Source organism: Muriicola sp., assembly GCF_049669965.1.
Classification (GTDB): domain Bacteria; phylum Bacteroidota; class Bacteroidia; order Flavobacteriales; family Flavobacteriaceae; genus Muriicola.
The window spans coordinates 1-14231 of record NZ_JBATLB010000242.1; the positions used below are offsets into that span (position 1 = coordinate 1).

Annotated in this window: 15 protein-coding genes and 1 pseudogene; 7 read left to right on the plus strand and 9 right to left on the minus strand. The window is 42.5% G+C overall.

All coding sequences use genetic code 11. From position 1 onward, the window contains the following. The 7 genes from WBM49_RS12345 to WBM49_RS12375 all read left to right on the plus strand — a co-directional run. Window positions 1-1006, plus strand: a 1006-nt coding sequence (locus tag WBM49_RS12345) for an NADH:ubiquinone reductase (Na(+)-transporting) subunit B (protein WP_424372357.1), incomplete at its 5' end; no start/stop codon positions are given. Window positions 1007-1009: 3 nt separating this feature from the next. Next, on the plus strand, window positions 1010-1756 hold the full coding sequence (locus tag WBM49_RS12350; RefSeq protein WP_424372358.1) for a Na(+)-translocating NADH-quinone reductase subunit C: 747 nt from the start codon (window positions 1010-1012) through the stop codon (window positions 1754-1756). Between the two features lies 1 nt (window position 1757). Further along, window positions 1758-2405 carry an NADH:ubiquinone reductase (Na(+)-transporting) subunit D gene (locus tag WBM49_RS12355; protein ID WP_424372359.1) on the plus strand — a complete coding sequence of 216 codons (648 nt, stop codon included), beginning with the start codon at window positions 1758-1760 and terminating at the stop codon, window positions 2403-2405. Window positions 2406-2426: 21 nt separating this feature from the next. Further along, window positions 2427-3164: an NADH:ubiquinone reductase (Na(+)-transporting) subunit E gene (gene nqrE, locus WBM49_RS12360; RefSeq protein WP_424372360.1), complete on the plus strand. Its 738-nt coding sequence runs from the start codon at window positions 2427-2429 to the stop codon at window positions 3162-3164. Between the two features lie 2 nt (window positions 3165-3166). Then, window positions 3167-4474, plus strand: coding sequence for an NADH:ubiquinone reductase (Na(+)-transporting) subunit F (gene nqrF, locus WBM49_RS12365; protein WP_424372361.1), 1308 nt, complete (start codon window positions 3167-3169; stop codon window positions 4472-4474). A gap of 66 nt (window positions 4475-4540) precedes the next feature. Beyond that, window positions 4541-4897: a Na(+)-translocating NADH-quinone reductase subunit F gene (locus WBM49_RS12370; RefSeq protein WP_424372362.1), complete on the plus strand. Its 357-nt coding sequence runs from the start codon at window positions 4541-4543 to the stop codon at window positions 4895-4897. Continuing rightward, the gene (locus WBM49_RS12375; protein ID WP_424372363.1) at window positions 4875-5903 is read left to right on the plus strand and encodes an FAD:protein FMN transferase; all 1029 of its coding nucleotides are present in this window, start codon (window positions 4875-4877) and stop codon (window positions 5901-5903) included. The genes WBM49_RS12370 and WBM49_RS12375 overlap by 23 nt, the downstream gene beginning before the upstream one ends. On the opposite strand, the gene WBM49_RS12380 is transcribed toward WBM49_RS12375, so the two are convergent. The 9 genes and pseudogenes from WBM49_RS12380 to WBM49_RS12420 all read right to left on the minus strand — a co-directional run. Continuing rightward, window positions 5904-6671, minus strand: a complete 768-nt coding sequence (locus WBM49_RS12380; protein WP_424372364.1) for a class I SAM-dependent methyltransferase — start codon at window positions 6669-6671, stop codon at window positions 5904-5906. 15 nt (window positions 6672-6686) lie between these two features. Then, the gene (gene map / locus WBM49_RS12385) at window positions 6687-7505 is read right to left on the minus strand and encodes a type I methionyl aminopeptidase (RefSeq protein WP_424372365.1); all 819 of its coding nucleotides are present in this window, start codon (window positions 7503-7505) and stop codon (window positions 6687-6689) included. Between the two features lie 22 nt (window positions 7506-7527). Continuing rightward, window positions 7528-9045 carry a 2,3-bisphosphoglycerate-independent phosphoglycerate mutase gene (gene gpmI / locus WBM49_RS12390; RefSeq protein WP_424372371.1) on the minus strand — a complete coding sequence of 506 codons (1518 nt, stop codon included), beginning with the start codon at window positions 9043-9045 and terminating at the stop codon, window positions 7528-7530. A gap of 180 nt (window positions 9046-9225) precedes the next feature. Beyond that, the gene (locus WBM49_RS12395) at window positions 9226-9393 is read right to left on the minus strand and encodes a DUF6747 family protein (RefSeq protein WP_424372366.1); all 168 of its coding nucleotides are present in this window, start codon (window positions 9391-9393) and stop codon (window positions 9226-9228) included. A 119-nt stretch (window positions 9394-9512) separates the two neighbouring features. Further along, window positions 9513-10277 carry a M48 family metalloprotease gene (locus WBM49_RS12400; protein WP_424372367.1) on the minus strand — a complete coding sequence of 255 codons (765 nt, stop codon included), beginning with the start codon at window positions 10275-10277 and terminating at the stop codon, window positions 9513-9515. Window positions 10278-10314: 37 nt separating this feature from the next. Next, window positions 10315-11049, minus strand: a complete 735-nt coding sequence (locus tag WBM49_RS12405) for a M15 family metallopeptidase (protein ID WP_424372368.1) — start codon at window positions 11047-11049, stop codon at window positions 10315-10317. Window positions 11050-11223: 174 nt separating this feature from the next. Then, a complete protein-coding gene (locus tag WBM49_RS12410; RefSeq protein ID WP_424372369.1) occupies window positions 11224-12384 on the minus strand; it encodes a gliding motility-associated C-terminal domain-containing protein in 1161 nt (386 codons plus the stop codon). Window positions 12385-12388: 4 nt separating this feature from the next. After that, window positions 12389-13516 carry a hypothetical protein gene (locus tag WBM49_RS12415; RefSeq protein ID WP_424372370.1) on the minus strand — a complete coding sequence of 376 codons (1128 nt, stop codon included), beginning with the start codon at window positions 13514-13516 and terminating at the stop codon, window positions 12389-12391. Between the two features lie 7 nt (window positions 13517-13523). After that, window positions 13524-14231: pseudogene (locus WBM49_RS12420) on the minus strand (hypothetical protein); the annotation flags it as partial.

The following is a 14231-nucleotide window of genomic DNA, read 5'->3' on the forward strand; positions in this document are numbered from 1 at the left end:
TTTTTCGGTTTGGAACGACTTCATTACCTGGGATAATTTTTGGATCGGTATTATTAAAGTCTTACCTCTTGTGATCGTTTCCTACGGGGTTGGACTATTGGTTGAATTTATTTTTGCAGTGATCAAAGGTCATGAAGTAGAAGAAGGGTACTTGGTTACCGGGATGCTTGTGCCATTGATCGTTCCCATAGATACTCCTCTCTGGATGTTGGCCGTGGCCGTGGTATTCGGTGTAGTGATTGGAAAAGAGGTTTTTGGAGGTACAGGGATGAATATACTAAATCCCGCACTTACCATCAGGGCATTCTTGTTCTTTGCCTATCCTACATGGATGAGCGGGGATAAGGTCTGGGTACATGAAGCCGTTGAGAGAGCAGGAACAGCAGATGCTATTTCAGGAGAAACTATTCTGGGGTATCTGGCACAAAATGGAGGAAGTGAATTTTCCTATAGTGTTTCGGATATGTTTTTTGGTTTTATCCCCGGTTCAGTAGGGGAGACCTCTGCCTTCCTTATTTTACTTGGGGGACTATTCCTAATTTTCAGTAAGATTGCCAGCTGGCGAATTATGGTCAGCGCGGTAGCAGGTGCCCTCGCCATGGGGCTTATTTTCAACGGAGTGGTAGATGCAGGCTGGATCACAGAAACCAGCAAATTCTACGGTCTAATGAGTTTTACATTCTGGAAACATTTAATTGTAGGGGGACTGGCATTTGGAATTGTCTACATGGCGACCGATCCGGTTACAGGCTCACAGACCAACAGAGGGAAATGGATCTACGGCTTCCTTATTGGATTTATCTCGGTGATGATCCGTGTTTTTAATCCGGCCTATCCGGAAGGTGTGTTCCTTGCCATTTTGCTTATGAATGTTTTTGCCCCAACCATTGATCATTATGTGGTACGCGGAAATATAAGCAGACGAATGAAGCGATTTAAGGATGCGGTGATTATACCAAAAGATACAGATGCAAAAGCTGCAGCAGTTAAAGTTGAAACCATATAATTTATGAACAAAGAAAGCAATATCTATACAGTTCTTTTTGCCGGTTTGATGGTGGTCGTGGTAGGAAGTATTCTGGCCTATCTGGCTTCTGCTCTCAGTGCCAAAATTAAAGAGAACGAACGTTTCGAAAAGCAACAGAATATTTTATACGCCATGGGAGTGAACGAAAACTTGGATGAGGGAAGCGTAAATTTCATACCTACAGACAAAGTAGAACAAGAATTTTCGAGCTTTATTACTGAACAGCTGGTCATTGAAGGTGATAAGATCACCGAGGATGATCAGGCTTACCTGATAGACCTTAAAAAGCAATTGGATGTAATGAAGGATGGTAAAACACCTAAACTCCCTGTATTCATTGGGAAGAAAGATGGTGAAACCTATTATATAGTTCCTATGTATGGCAAAGGACTTTGGGATGCTATTTGGGGTTTTATGGCACTGGATGAGAATATGACAGTAAAAGGGGTATATTTTGATCATAAGGCAGAAACACCTGGGTTGGGAGCTAATATCAAGCAGCGCTACTTCATGGACGATTTTACAGGAGAATCCATCTTAAACGGAAGCAATTATACGGGTATAAAAGTTGCCAAAGGAAATAATGATCCGGTAAATAAGATCAAGGACGACAATGAGGTAGACGCCCTGGCCGGAGCAACTATAACAGGGAATGGAGTATCTGCAATGATCTCTAAGACCGTAAGTCTTTATAAAGGTTATTTTGAATCATTAAGAAATAAAGGATAAGATGGCATTACTTTCAAAAAAAGACACAAGTCTAATATTAGATCCTTTAGCCGATAACAATCCAATCACCATACAAGTGCTTGGTATCTGCTCTGCGCTGGCTATCACGGCAGAGTTAAAGGCTTCTATTGTAATGGCCCTATCGGTAGTGTTTGTACTTGGGTTAGGGAATGTGGTCATCTCCTTGATGCGTAACATTATACCTTCCAAGATCAGGATCATTGTGCAATTGGTGGTCGTAGCGGCCTTGGTGATCATTGTAGACCAGGTATTAAAAGCATTTGCCTATGAGCTGAGTAAGACCCTTGCCGTATTTGTTGGCCTTATTATTACCAATTGTATCATTATGGGCCGATTTGAGGCTTTTGCCCTTGGAAATGGCGTATGGCGCTCTTTTCTCGATGGAATAGGAAACGCGGCTGGATATGGAGTTATACTGATCATCGTAGGATTCTTTAGAGAGCTACTGGGTTCTGGTACCTTACTGGGATTCCCTGTATTGGGTAACCCTATTGAAAAAACAGGATTGTATTCCATAGGCTATGAGAATAACGGTTTTATGTTACTCTCTCCCATGGCGCTGATCGTTGTAGGTTTATTGATCTGGGTACAGCGTTCCAGAAATACAGCTTTAATTGAAGAAAATTAGAATAGCACTTATACACACAATATGTTAGAACATGTAGAATTATTTTTTAAGTCTATTTTCATAGATAACATGGTATTTGCCACCTTTCTGGGCATGTGTTCCTATTTGGCAGTATCTAAAAAGGTAGCTACCGCAGTAGGACTGGGAGCTGCTGTTATTTTTGTTTTGGCAGTTACAGTTCCACTAAACTGGTTGTTAGATCAATATCTCCTAAGAGATGGCGCTTTGGCATGGTTAGGACCTGAATATGCCGATTATAACCTGAGTTTCCTTTCCTTTATTCTATTTATCGCAACCATCGCCACTATGGTGCAATTGGTTGAGATTGTTGTGGAAAAGTTTTCGCCATCCTTGTATAATTCATTGGGTATTTTCCTACCATTGATCGCAGTAAACTGTGCCATACTAGGAGGTTCCCTGTTTATGCAAGCTAGAGAGATCCCATCACTTGGCCTTGCCTTTAATTACGGACTAAGTTCCGGAATTGGCTGGTTCCTTGCAATCTTGGCCATTGCTGCAATACGGGAGAAGATCCGGTACTCTAATGTGCCACCGCCCTTAAGAGGCCTGGGGATCACTTTTATCATAACCGGACTCATGGCCATTGGATTTATGAGTTTTGGGGGTATGTTAACAGGCGGGGATGAGGCGCCTGCTCCGGAACCAACTACGGCACAGAAAACAGAAGAGGAAAAAACAACATTGGAAAAAGAGAAGCAAGAGAATGCGGTCTCTTATAACACAATCGTAAAAGAATAAGCATGATTTTAGCTACAAGTACATTTGGTACCATTCTCATAACAGTTATAGCATTTATGGTGTTATTACTTCTTTTGGTAGCCCTGTTACTTTTTACTAAGGAGAAATTATCTCCCTCTGGTCCGGTGACCATCACTATTAATGGGGAGAAAAAGATAGAGGTAGCTTCCGGGAGTTCATTACTGTCTACTCTGGGAAACCAAAAGATCTTCCTGCCATCTGCCTGTGGAGGCGGAGGAACATGTATTCAATGCGAATGCCATGTACTAGCTGGAGGAGGGGAAGCCTTACCAACGGAAACCCCGCACTTTTCAAAAAAAGAATTAAACCATGGAGCTCGTCTGGCTTGCCAGGTAAAAGTGAAGCAGGATATGGATATCACGATTCCCGAAGAGGTTTTTGGGATCAAGAAGTGGGAAGGAACCGTGGTTCGAAATTACAACGTGGCCTCTTTTATTAAAGAGTTTGTGGTGCAGATCCCGGAGGATATGAATTACAAAGCAGGTGGGTACATTCAAATTGAGATTCCACCGTGTGAGATCAAGTTTTCTGATATAGATATTACAGCCCATCCCGAAGAACATGAGACGCCTGATAAGTTCCAGACAGAGTGGGATAAATTTAACCTATGGCCCCTGGTAATGAAAAATAATGAAGTTGTAGAACGTGCCTATTCCATGGCTTCCTATCCTGCAGAAGGAAGAGAGATCATGTTGAATGTGCGGATAGCTACCCCACCATGGGATCGATCAAAGAATGGTTGGATGGATGTGAATCCAGGAGTAGCTTCTTCCTATATTTTTGGACAGAAGAAGGGAGATAAGGTTACTATTTCCGGACCTTACGGTGAATTCTTTATCAACGAATCAGATGCTGAAATGCTGTATGTAGGGGGAGGAGCCGGTATGGCACCAATGAGATCTCATCTGTATCATCTATTCAAAACCTTGAAGACAAACAGAAAGGTAACCTATTGGTATGGCGGTCGGTCTAAAAGAGAATTATTTTATATAGACCACTTTAAAAGTTTGGAGAATGAATTCCCGAATTTTAAATTCTATATGGCCCTCTCAGAACCCATGGAAGAAGATAACTGGAAGGTAAAGAAAGATCTGGATGCACCGGGTGACGGATTTGTAGGATTTATCCACAATTGTGTGATCGATAATTATTTAAGTAAACACGAAAGTCCTGAGGATATTGAACTCTATTTCTGTGGTCCGCCCTTAATGAATAAGGCGGTTCAAAAAATGGGAGAAGATTTTGGAATTCCCGATGAGAGTATTCGATTCGATGATTTCGGAGGATAATTGTTAATTAAAGTACCCAATAAAACCGATATCCAACCATATCGGTTTTTTTGATCCAAAAAATCTATGAAAGCACTTACAGAACAGGAACTACACAATTTGGCCATGAATATAGTGGGGAAGGAGTTGGAAGCCGCGGGTTTTGAGTTTATGGGTGTAAATAGTAAGCTAAAACGAAATCCACAGTTTGTATGTCTCAAGGAAAAAGAACTTCATTTTATTGTGGTTCGCAGTTTCCCTTTTCCTGAAGATCCCAGGGAGTATGATACATCTCTTATGACCAAGATCAAGGATCACGCTTTAAAGCACGAGGCCAGGACCTACTTTGCGGGAGTCAGGCTTTCAAATGCCGAAGACCGGAAGCTTCCCGTATATCTAAATGAAGCATATCTTGTAGAATATGAAGGACTTGTTGAGATCTAAACAAATATTTTTATTTCTTCCCCTCTTGGGCCTGTTGATGGTCTTCTGTGAGCCGCAAGCACAGTGGGTTAAGAATACCAGCACAGGAGAAGCATTGGGCACTACCTTTAGTCTTATTTATTTAGCGGAGGATGCTTTAGACTACAGTCAAGGCATAGATTCTGTCTTTTATGTGGTGAATACTTCCATGTCTACCTATATCCCTGATTCCGATATTTCAAGAATTAACAGGGGAGATACTACGGTAATAGCAGATGTCATGTTCAGGGAAGTATTGGCAACTTCAAGAGAGGTTCATAAAGAGACCAATGGCTATTTCGATCCTACGGTGGGTATATTGGTCAATGCCTGGGGATTTGGCCCCGGGGCAGAAATTACCATGGATAGTGCTAAGGTAGAACAGCTAAGGGCATACGTAGGCCTGGATAAAATTAAATTATCGGATGATAACAAGATCGTAAAGGAAGCCCAAGAGATTCAAATCGATTTTAATGCCATTGCCAAAGGCTACGCCATTGACAGGCTGGCGGCATATATGGACCTAAAGGGAGTACAAAACTATCTTTTGGAAGTGGGAGGTGAGATCGTGGCAAAAGGCGAGAACAAGATCAAATCTCAGCAATGGGTGGTAGGGATAGATGATCCCCAGGCTACCCTTGGCAGACAATTGAAGATCAGTTTAAACCTTAAGGATGAGGCGCTGGCTTCTTCCGGTAACTATCGAAAATTCCGAATCGACTCTATTACAGGGCAGAAATTTGTACACACTATAGATCCAAAGACCGGATTTACCAGGAATTCTAATGTACTTTCGGCCAGTGTCATAGCCCCTAACTGTGCTCTGGCAGATGCGTATGCCACAGCTTTTATGGCCATGGACCTACAGGCCTCTATGACTCTATTAAATGGGAAAAAGAATTTAGAGGCTTATCTGATATATCTGGATGACGAGGGAAATGTTGCTGAGTTTATGACACCCGGATTTAGTGAAAAGGTGAGGCGCTGATCAGGCTTTGGTGACCAGCGGGATGATCTCTCTTTGGGCCAGCCGGTACTTGTCTACCTGATCTTTTGTGAGCTGCGAAGCGTAGTGAACAGTTTGCACGGTAAACCCTGCATTTTCGAGTGTATTAAAATAGTCCAGGCCATAGATACGTACATGATCATACTGTCCAAAAACTTTGGCTCGTTGTTTTTTATCCGTAATAGTATCATCCTCAAAAGTGGTTTCTCTGTCCAGGTCCTGTGGGATCTGAAAAATACCCCATCCCCCCGGTTTCATTACACGATACAATTCTGCGATAGCCTTAGTATCATCCGGGATATGCTCCAGGACATGATTGCACAAGATTACATCAAAGCTATTAGCCTCAAAGGGGAGGTTGCAGATATCGGCCTTTACATCTGCCAGGGGCGAATTAAGATCGGTAGTGGTATAGTCAAGGTTTTTAAGCTGCCGAAAACGTTTGTAAAATGCTTGTTCTGGCGCGAAGTGCAAAACTTTATAGGGCTTATTGAAAAATTCTGTCTCATTTTGCAGATACAGCCAAAGTAGCCTGTGCCTTTCTAAGGATAGGGTAGAGGGAGACAGCACATTTTCGCGGGGATGTTCATACCCGTAAGGAAGGAATTTCCTAAACTGTTTCCCGTCAATGGGATCCGTATACCTGTTTCCCTTAAGGCTAAGGGCTAAAATGGGTGCCGCTATATAGCTTAGTTTGATCAACAGCGGCCTTGGAAACAACTTTAAAATAAACTTAAATACCTGTTTCACCCCTTTGTTTTGTAATTAAAGCTGCACTTTTGAAGTTCTGAAGGCGTCTTCTTCGTCAGATTTTATCCCCAGTGCGTCATATATATATTGAAAAGTTGAAAGGAGTTCCGGCTTGCCGTTAATCAGGGCAATATCATGCTCAAAATGAGCACTGGGCTGGCCATCTGCTGTAAGGATGGTCCATCCGTCGCGTAATTGTTTTATTCTTCTGGTTCCCATATTCACCATAGGTTCTATGGCAACCACCATTCCTTCCACGAATTTTTTACCTCTTCCTCGTTTTCCATAATTAGGCATTTCAGGGGCTTCATGAAGCTTTTTCCCCAATCCATGACCTACCAGTTCACGTACGATCCCGTAGCCATGGGCTTCACAATACTGCTGTATGGCAAAACCAACGTCTCCCACTCGATTGCCAATTTTGAATTGTGCTATACCCACATAAAGAGATTCTTTGGTGATCTTTAATAATTTTTTGGTATCAGGGGCTACTTCCCCCACCTCAAAGGTATAGGCATGATCTCCGTAATATCCATTTTTAAGAGACCCACAATCAACAGAAAGTATGTCACCATCCCTCAATGGTTCATTATTTGGTATCCCATGGACCACCTGGGCATTTGGACTTAAATTTAGGGTGTTGGGAAAATCGTACATCCCCAAGAATCCGGGTTCTGCACCGTGATCCCTGATAAATGTTTCCGCAAGTTGATCCAAATACAAGCCGGTAACCCCTGGTTTGATCTCAGATGCCAGCATTCCCAATGTTTTAGACACAATAAGGGCGCTTTCGCGCATCAGTTCAATTTCCTCCTTTGTTTTAACTATAATCATAAGCTGACTGCTTTCACTAAATTCAAACCAGTGATTTTTGTGTCATCGCCGCCGGTTGTTTCAATCCCATCATATGTAAGATGGTTGGGGCAATATCGCCCAAAACACCATTTTTAACCTCCTCTATATCCTTATCTACTACAATTAGGGGAACGGGGTTGGTGGTGTGGGCTGTATTAGGACTCCCATCGGGGTTTACCATGGTATCACAATTCCCATGATCTGCAATGATAAGCGTACTATAGCCGTTCTCCAAACCGGCTGTTACAACAGCCTCGGCACAGCTGTCTACTGTTTCCACAGCTTTTATGGCAGCTGCCATTACTCCGGTATGTCCCACCATATCCGGATTTGCAAAATTTAGACAAACAAAATCAGCTTCCCCTTTCTTTAATTCCGGGATGATCGCATCTCTTATTTCGTAGGCACTCATTTCCGGCTTTAAATCGTAGGTAGCTACTTTTGGAGAGGGACACATAATACGGGATTCTCCCTCAAAAGGTATTTCCCTGCCACCATTGAAAAAGAAGGTAACATGAGGATATTTTTCTGTTTCAGCGATCCGTATTTGTTTTTTCCCTTGATTGGCCAGAATTTCCCCCAGCGTATCGTGCAGATTCTCTTTGTCATAGACCACTTTGATTCCTTTAAAGGAATCGTCATAGTTTGTCAAGGTAACATAGTAGAGATTAAGTTTCTTCATATGGAAATCTGGATGATCCTTTTGGGAGAGCACTTCAGTTAATTCCCTGCCTCTATCTGTTCTGAAATTAAAAAAGATCACTACATCATCCACTTTTAGGGTAGTTAGTGGAGATCCGTCCTCGTTAGTTACCACCAGAGGTTTGAGGAATTCGTCTGTTAGGCCATCGTCATAATCCTTTTGAATACTGGCCAGGATATTACTGGTTTTTTCTCCTTTACCATGCACCAGCAAATCATAGGCCATCTGAACTCTTTCCCATCGCTTATCACGGTCCATCGCATAATAGCGGCCTATCACACTGGCTAGTCTAGCCTTCTTGTTTTTACAAAAATGCATCAGGTCTTCCAAAAAGCCTTTTCCACTCTTTGGATCTACATCGCGTCCGTCCGTGAAGGCATGTACAAAAACATTTGGTAGTCCATGATCTTCTGCGGCAGCTATTAGCCCTTTTAAATGGGAGATATGGCTATGCACCCCTCCGTTGCTTACCAAACCGAGAAAATGTACATTTTTTCCATGTTCCTTTGCGTAAAGCAAGGCATCCTTGATCACTTTTTCATTCTTCAGGGTATCGTCCTTTATCGCTTTATTGATCTTGGCCAGATCCTGGTATACTATCCTCCCTGCCCCCAGGTTCATATGCCCAACTTCACTATTTCCCATTTGGCCTTCCGGAAGACCTACATTCATTCCGTCTGTAAGAAGATTGCTGTTGGGATATTTATTGTAAAGGGAGCTAATAAAAGGTGTTTTAGCCTGATCGATGGCGGACACCTTTGGATCAGGAGATTTTCCCCAGCCATCAAGGATCATTAAGATCACTTTTTTATGCATTTCCATAAATGAGATTCAATTTATCTATCAAAAATAGTATGATTTAGCGGGGATTACCACATTTCCACTTGCTTTTTCATCCCACAAGCCATTCTGGGAGGGGGTTATAAATAAAAACCCCGGCAAAACCGGGGAGTAAGGCGTCTTTTTAGTAGCCCAAGTGTTCTCGCAAAAGGGTCCTTAAAAATCGAAACCTGTAAATGCCCTGTACAGGAAAGCATAAACTGCCATCCCTAACATTAAGACACAAAACACGGAATAGACTTTTAATAAGAAAACCACAAATTCTGGTTTGCAGTCATCAAAGGCTTCCAGATACAAATTCTTAAATTGAGTTAGTGTTCCCATATAGTTTTAGTGTACTTAAAGCTATAAGGGTTAAATTGGTGGTACTATTAGATTTGGGAGAATTCCAAAGATAGAAAAAAAAGGAGAGCTACCTAATTTTGGACGAAATATTGTGTGTCTTACCCGCCCTGATATTTCTGAATGGCTTTTTTGATCTTTTCTATTCTGTTATCCGGATCTGGATGAGTACTTTGAAACTCAGGTACCCGGTTTGGTCCGCCGGCCTCTTTGAGGATCTCCATGACACGGATCATTTCATTAGGTGGATAGTGCGAACGTATCATGAATAATACACCCAGATCATCGCTTTCTAATTCATCTTGCCTCCCATTTTTTAAGAGCGTATTCTGACCTATATTTCCTACTATATTCCCCGCATCGGCCCCTACCTGAGCCCCCATGCTAATTGTTTTCCAGAAGTTGCCTTCTGCGATACGTTCTGCAGAATGCCTGCCTATGACGTGCCCAATTTCATGTCCGAGTACTCCGGCTAATTGCGCTTCATTCAATTTAGAAAAAAGGGCATAGGTAATAAAGATCTGACCCCCAGGCAAAGCAAAAGCATTGATGGTCCTATCATCTGCGAGTAAATGAAAATCGTATTGGTAGGGTGTTTCTCTGGCAATGCTGTTTTGGACAAGTTTGTTTCCAACGGCGTCTACAAAAGCCTGTAGGCGTTCATCGGGATACAGTCCGCCATATTGTTGTGCGATCTGGGGTGTGCTTTGTAGCCCGATTGCAATTTCCTGTTCAGAGGTCATATTGATATTCTGTACTCTGCCCGTATAAGGATTCGCTTCCTTATTACTACAACGTTGCACAAAGGCGAATGCAACGATCGCTAAGCCAATAAAAATTCGAATTTTCCAATTACCCCTTCTCATGGAACAAGTATTTCTGAATGATATGATTTCTTATCACCTATAAAAGTACTCGGTTTATGTCTAATATATTATCCCTTATATAGGTTTTAATAAATCCGGTGGTAAGAAATTCACTTCCAAGGAAGTCTTCTTCCACCAATAATTGAAGAATATTTTTATTGCGGAAGATCTCCAACATGGGCACAGAAAGCGGGGCATAACTGTAATGCCACGGCTCGTATTTAAATCCCCTGCGTTTTGGCTCCTTGGTATAAACCAAATAGAAACCATATTCCCTGGCATGTTCATCCATCCAAACTTTCAGATCTGCGAACGGCCCGCCCTCTTCAAATTTAGAGGCGACCAAGACATCACCTTCACTATTTTTACTGGCATCTGTGATATCGATATCTGTACCCCAATGATGCCTGCTGGTCCCCGGAATAGTCGAATATTCAATGATCTTGTCTATTGCCTCCAGCGGTTCCATGCCCTCTTCTTCGGTGAACTGTAAATACTTCCTTTCAAAAATGGCCAGCTGCCGATCAAAACTTCTATAACTTGAAACGATCTCAATATCTATTCCATCCTGATAAGCTGCTTTCTTCATTTCAACAAAGGCATCATGTGCTTCTTTCCGGAGGTTAATACCCTTACCATACAAAGCAATATCTGCTTTCCCCATCAATTCTGATATGTTGTAATCCTTGGTTTGAGCACAAATCCCAGTTGGTGCCAGCAGCACAAGGACAAGGGTTAATATACTATTTACTACGAATGATCTTAGAGGCATATGATTTATTACTTTTTAGTTTACACAAGCGGATTATAGCGCTTAGTATTAATGATCTCTAAATTAAAATAATTTCAAGAGTTATTGGCAGATAACTTCAACTAATATGCCAAGTATGACTCATTTAAAGAAATTATATTACCAAAGTAAGCAAGTATTCGAACAAGGGAAATCTTAGTTTGAGATGTACAAATATCCCTGATGTTTTTCCCGGAGGTCGTGCATTGTAAATATATAGAAATAGATCCCAGAGGCAAGACCGGAGCCTTTCCTTACAACCGCTTCTCGGTTAGAGCTTCCGTTAAAATCGTTTTGGTAATTGGCTTTCGAATAGACAAGCACCCCATACCTATCAAAGATCTCCAACTTATTATTCGGGGAGTTCTCTATCCCTTCAAGTTCCAGCATATCGTTGCTGCCATCCCCATTGGGTGTCATAAAGTAATTGTCCAGATCCATGGTGGAGTATGTTTCCAGTCTACTATCATTCCCGCCTATGGTAAATATTTCGTAGTCATTTGGCACTATAGTCTCTGACGTAACAGATCCGTAGCCCATTCCGCCTTCAACGGCCGAATTTCCGAGATTGACCCATTGATTTTCTACTTTACTCCAGCCCACAACATTAAGTTCATTTAAGTATTCTGCCAAAGCGCGCGTATTACTTAGTTCGTCCCATGTCAGGGTTATTTTAGAAGGAACATCACTTTCCAGACGCCAAAATTCCTTATCACTTACCGAGATAAAATCTGTTGCCTTTTTATTTGTATTGAAATCAATATTTAATGTTTTTGAGTTATTGGGATCTTCAAAGAAATAGGCGCATTTAGCCATAGCATTGATAGCCACAGATTCGATGGTCAGAGGGCGTAGTCTGTCTTCATTCCCAACCGGAAATACAAAAGATTCTTTGTTGGTCATGGCACCATACCCATTAATTTTAGATGCACTGCTTTCCCCAATGTAAAAGGAATAATCGAGAAAGTTAGAATACACGGCAGAGAAGGATTTTTCCGTGATGATGTCTCCGGTAATAAGGTTGACATTGTTTTGGACGTTGACGGAAGTTTCTAATAAAAGCCCTCCTCCAACGGATATTTCTGCATCAAATAGTACGGGCATATAGGCCCCTGATATGGTAAGAGCATTCTCATCACTGTAGAAGCCAACCAAACCGGATGTTTGATCAAAAGTACCGTCATTGACGAGGTTCAGGTGAAGTCCAACATTGGTATTGCCATGGATCTGTATGGTTCCATAGTTATGCAATGCGTCCTGGGCATTCCCAAAAAGAACACAGAGAAAAAGTACAAGAAGACTATAACTTTTTTTCACTGCCTTATTTTAATTTATTGATCATAAAACTCGATTCGTTGGACCCACTAAACCTTACTGTTCCGCTATTTGCTTCGCGGAAGGTTACTATGGTGATCACATCGTTGGCATTGAGTTGTAATATTTCGTTTACATGGATACTGGAATGATCATGGTTGCTTGCCCAACGAATATATCCGGAAGCACTTATGGCTCCTACAACTATTCCATTGACAGCCACCCTGGCATTTACATTGGTTCTGGCTTCAGCACTCCCACCTACGTTGATACCCTCCAGTGATAAATTTGCCCGGATATCATATCTTCCTGTGGCCTTCACGATCAGGGTATTGCCACTAACTTCATACAGAGCATTCCCATCGTCTTTGTAATCCTGGTTGCCAAATATCGGGGCCACGGTATTGTTATTGTTGAGATCGGTACTGGTGTCGGTATTTGTCCAGCGCCCACCATAGTTTATTTTGGACCTTTTTAAAACCCCATTGGCATCTGTTCTTAGTACATCATCTGATGCTGTGGCATTTCCAAGACTGCGTATTCTGGCGCTGCCGTTTACATCCAATTGTTCCGTGGGGGCGTTCGTATTTACCCCTACCTGCCCACCTGCCTCTAAAAATAATCGGTAGTCCGCTACGTTCGATTCTACAAAATTGAGACCGTTCGCCAGTAGGTTCCAGTGCCATTTAGGACTACCTGTGGCATCTTCAAATGCCAATACATCCACTCCATTAGCTTTGATGACCAAAGGGTGGCTGTTGAAGACAGTTGCTTGATTAATAAGTACCTGATTCCTGTCTTTGACCAGGCGCAGTTTTTCGGTATTATTTGATTTAAGAACAAGATCTTTAAGGTCTGTGGTTCCTACGAAGTCCGTGAGTTCAGAGATTCCGGTATTTCCCTGGGCGGTCCAGGAGTTGGTAGCTCCACCAACCATAACCCAGGAGGCCCCGTTGTATTGATATACAGCACTATTTGTGGTATTGTAAAGAATAGAGCCTGTTACTGGGCTAGCGATAGCATTCATCTCAGTGGTGGTAGCGTTCGTCAATCCCAAAAGAAGGCCGGGATCTATTTGAGCGAAGGTGCCCGAACAGAACAAGAAGGTAAGTAATGTAAAAAAAACTACTTTCATGACTAAATTATAGATCTAAGACAGTGAACATAAACTCAGAATTGTATCGGGCCCTGTCGGTTCCTCCGTTGTCATTGTCTCCAATTATTACCTCAAAGCTTGTTGAGGTTTGATTTTCATAGGCAATTCCCGGATCGTCATTCCCGGTGCCGCCCCGTCCTGGTTGGGATAATTGAATAATGTAGTTGGCATCAGAGACGAGTCCGCTTGGCAAATTCACTCTATAATGTCCGTTTCCTGACAGTTTTGTAACGGTTATACCCGTGGTTGCCCTGGTGATCGCACCAGAAGAAGCAATTTTACCAAAAGCTTTTATCGGACTCTCGTAATAGGCTCCCCCATTGGCTCCTACGGAAATACTGTTATCGGATTCTGCACCTACTACATTTGCCGTCTGCGCCGTTGCTTCCTCATTTGTATAGGTTATAATCCCCGTACCTGTATTCTGCGCGAGGTTGGTAGTAATATTTGTCGCAGGATCTCCTTGTGGACCCTGAGGTCCTGCGGGTCCTTGTGGTCCTGCTGGTCCAACTGCACCGTCAACACCATCAGCTCCTGCTGGTCCGACAGGTCCTTGTGGTCCAACAGCTCCGTCTATACCATCAGCTCCTGCAGGTCCAATAGGTCCCTGTGGTCCAACTGCACCATCAACACCATCAGCACCATCTGTTCCGTTAAGTCCGGCGGGTCCTTGTGGTCCCGGGTCTCCTTGTAT

Bases quoted from the DNA above. Each gene is read 5' to 3' on its own strand.
- WBM49_RS12370 (WP_424372362.1), top strand. From the start codon at position 4,541: ATGAAAGCACTTACAGAACAGGAACTACACAATTTGGCCATGAATATA.
- WBM49_RS12355 (WP_424372359.1), top strand. From the start codon at position 1,758: ATGGCATTACTTTCAAAAAAAGACACAAGTCTAATATTAGATCCTTTA.
- WBM49_RS12415 (WP_424372370.1), bottom strand. From the start codon at position 13,516: ATGAAAGTAGTTTTTTTTACATTACTTACCTTCTTGTTCTGTTCGGGC.
- nqrE (WP_424372360.1), top strand. From the start codon at position 2,427: ATGTTAGAACATGTAGAATTATTTTTTAAGTCTATTTTCATAGATAAC.
- WBM49_RS12350 (WP_424372358.1), top strand. From the start codon at position 1,010: ATGAACAAAGAAAGCAATATCTATACAGTTCTTTTTGCCGGTTTGATG.
- WBM49_RS12400 (WP_424372367.1), bottom strand. From the start codon at position 10,277: ATGAGAAGGGGTAATTGGAAAATTCGAATTTTTATTGGCTTAGCGATC.
- nqrF (WP_424372361.1), top strand. From the start codon at position 3,167: ATGATTTTAGCTACAAGTACATTTGGTACCATTCTCATAACAGTTATA.
- gpmI (WP_424372371.1), bottom strand. From the start codon at position 9,045: ATGCATAAAAAAGTGATCTTAATGATCCTTGATGGCTGGGGAAAATCT.
- WBM49_RS12395 (WP_424372366.1), bottom strand. From the start codon at position 9,393: ATGGGAACACTAACTCAATTTAAGAATTTGTATCTGGAAGCCTTTGAT.
- WBM49_RS12375 (WP_424372363.1), top strand. From the start codon at position 4,875: ATGAAGGACTTGTTGAGATCTAAACAAATATTTTTATTTCTTCCCCTC.
- WBM49_RS12405 (WP_424372368.1), bottom strand. From the start codon at position 11,049: ATGCCTCTAAGATCATTCGTAGTAAATAGTATATTAACCCTTGTCCTT.
- map (WP_424372365.1), bottom strand. From the start codon at position 7,505: ATGATTATAGTTAAAACAAAGGAGGAAATTGAACTGATGCGCGAAAGC.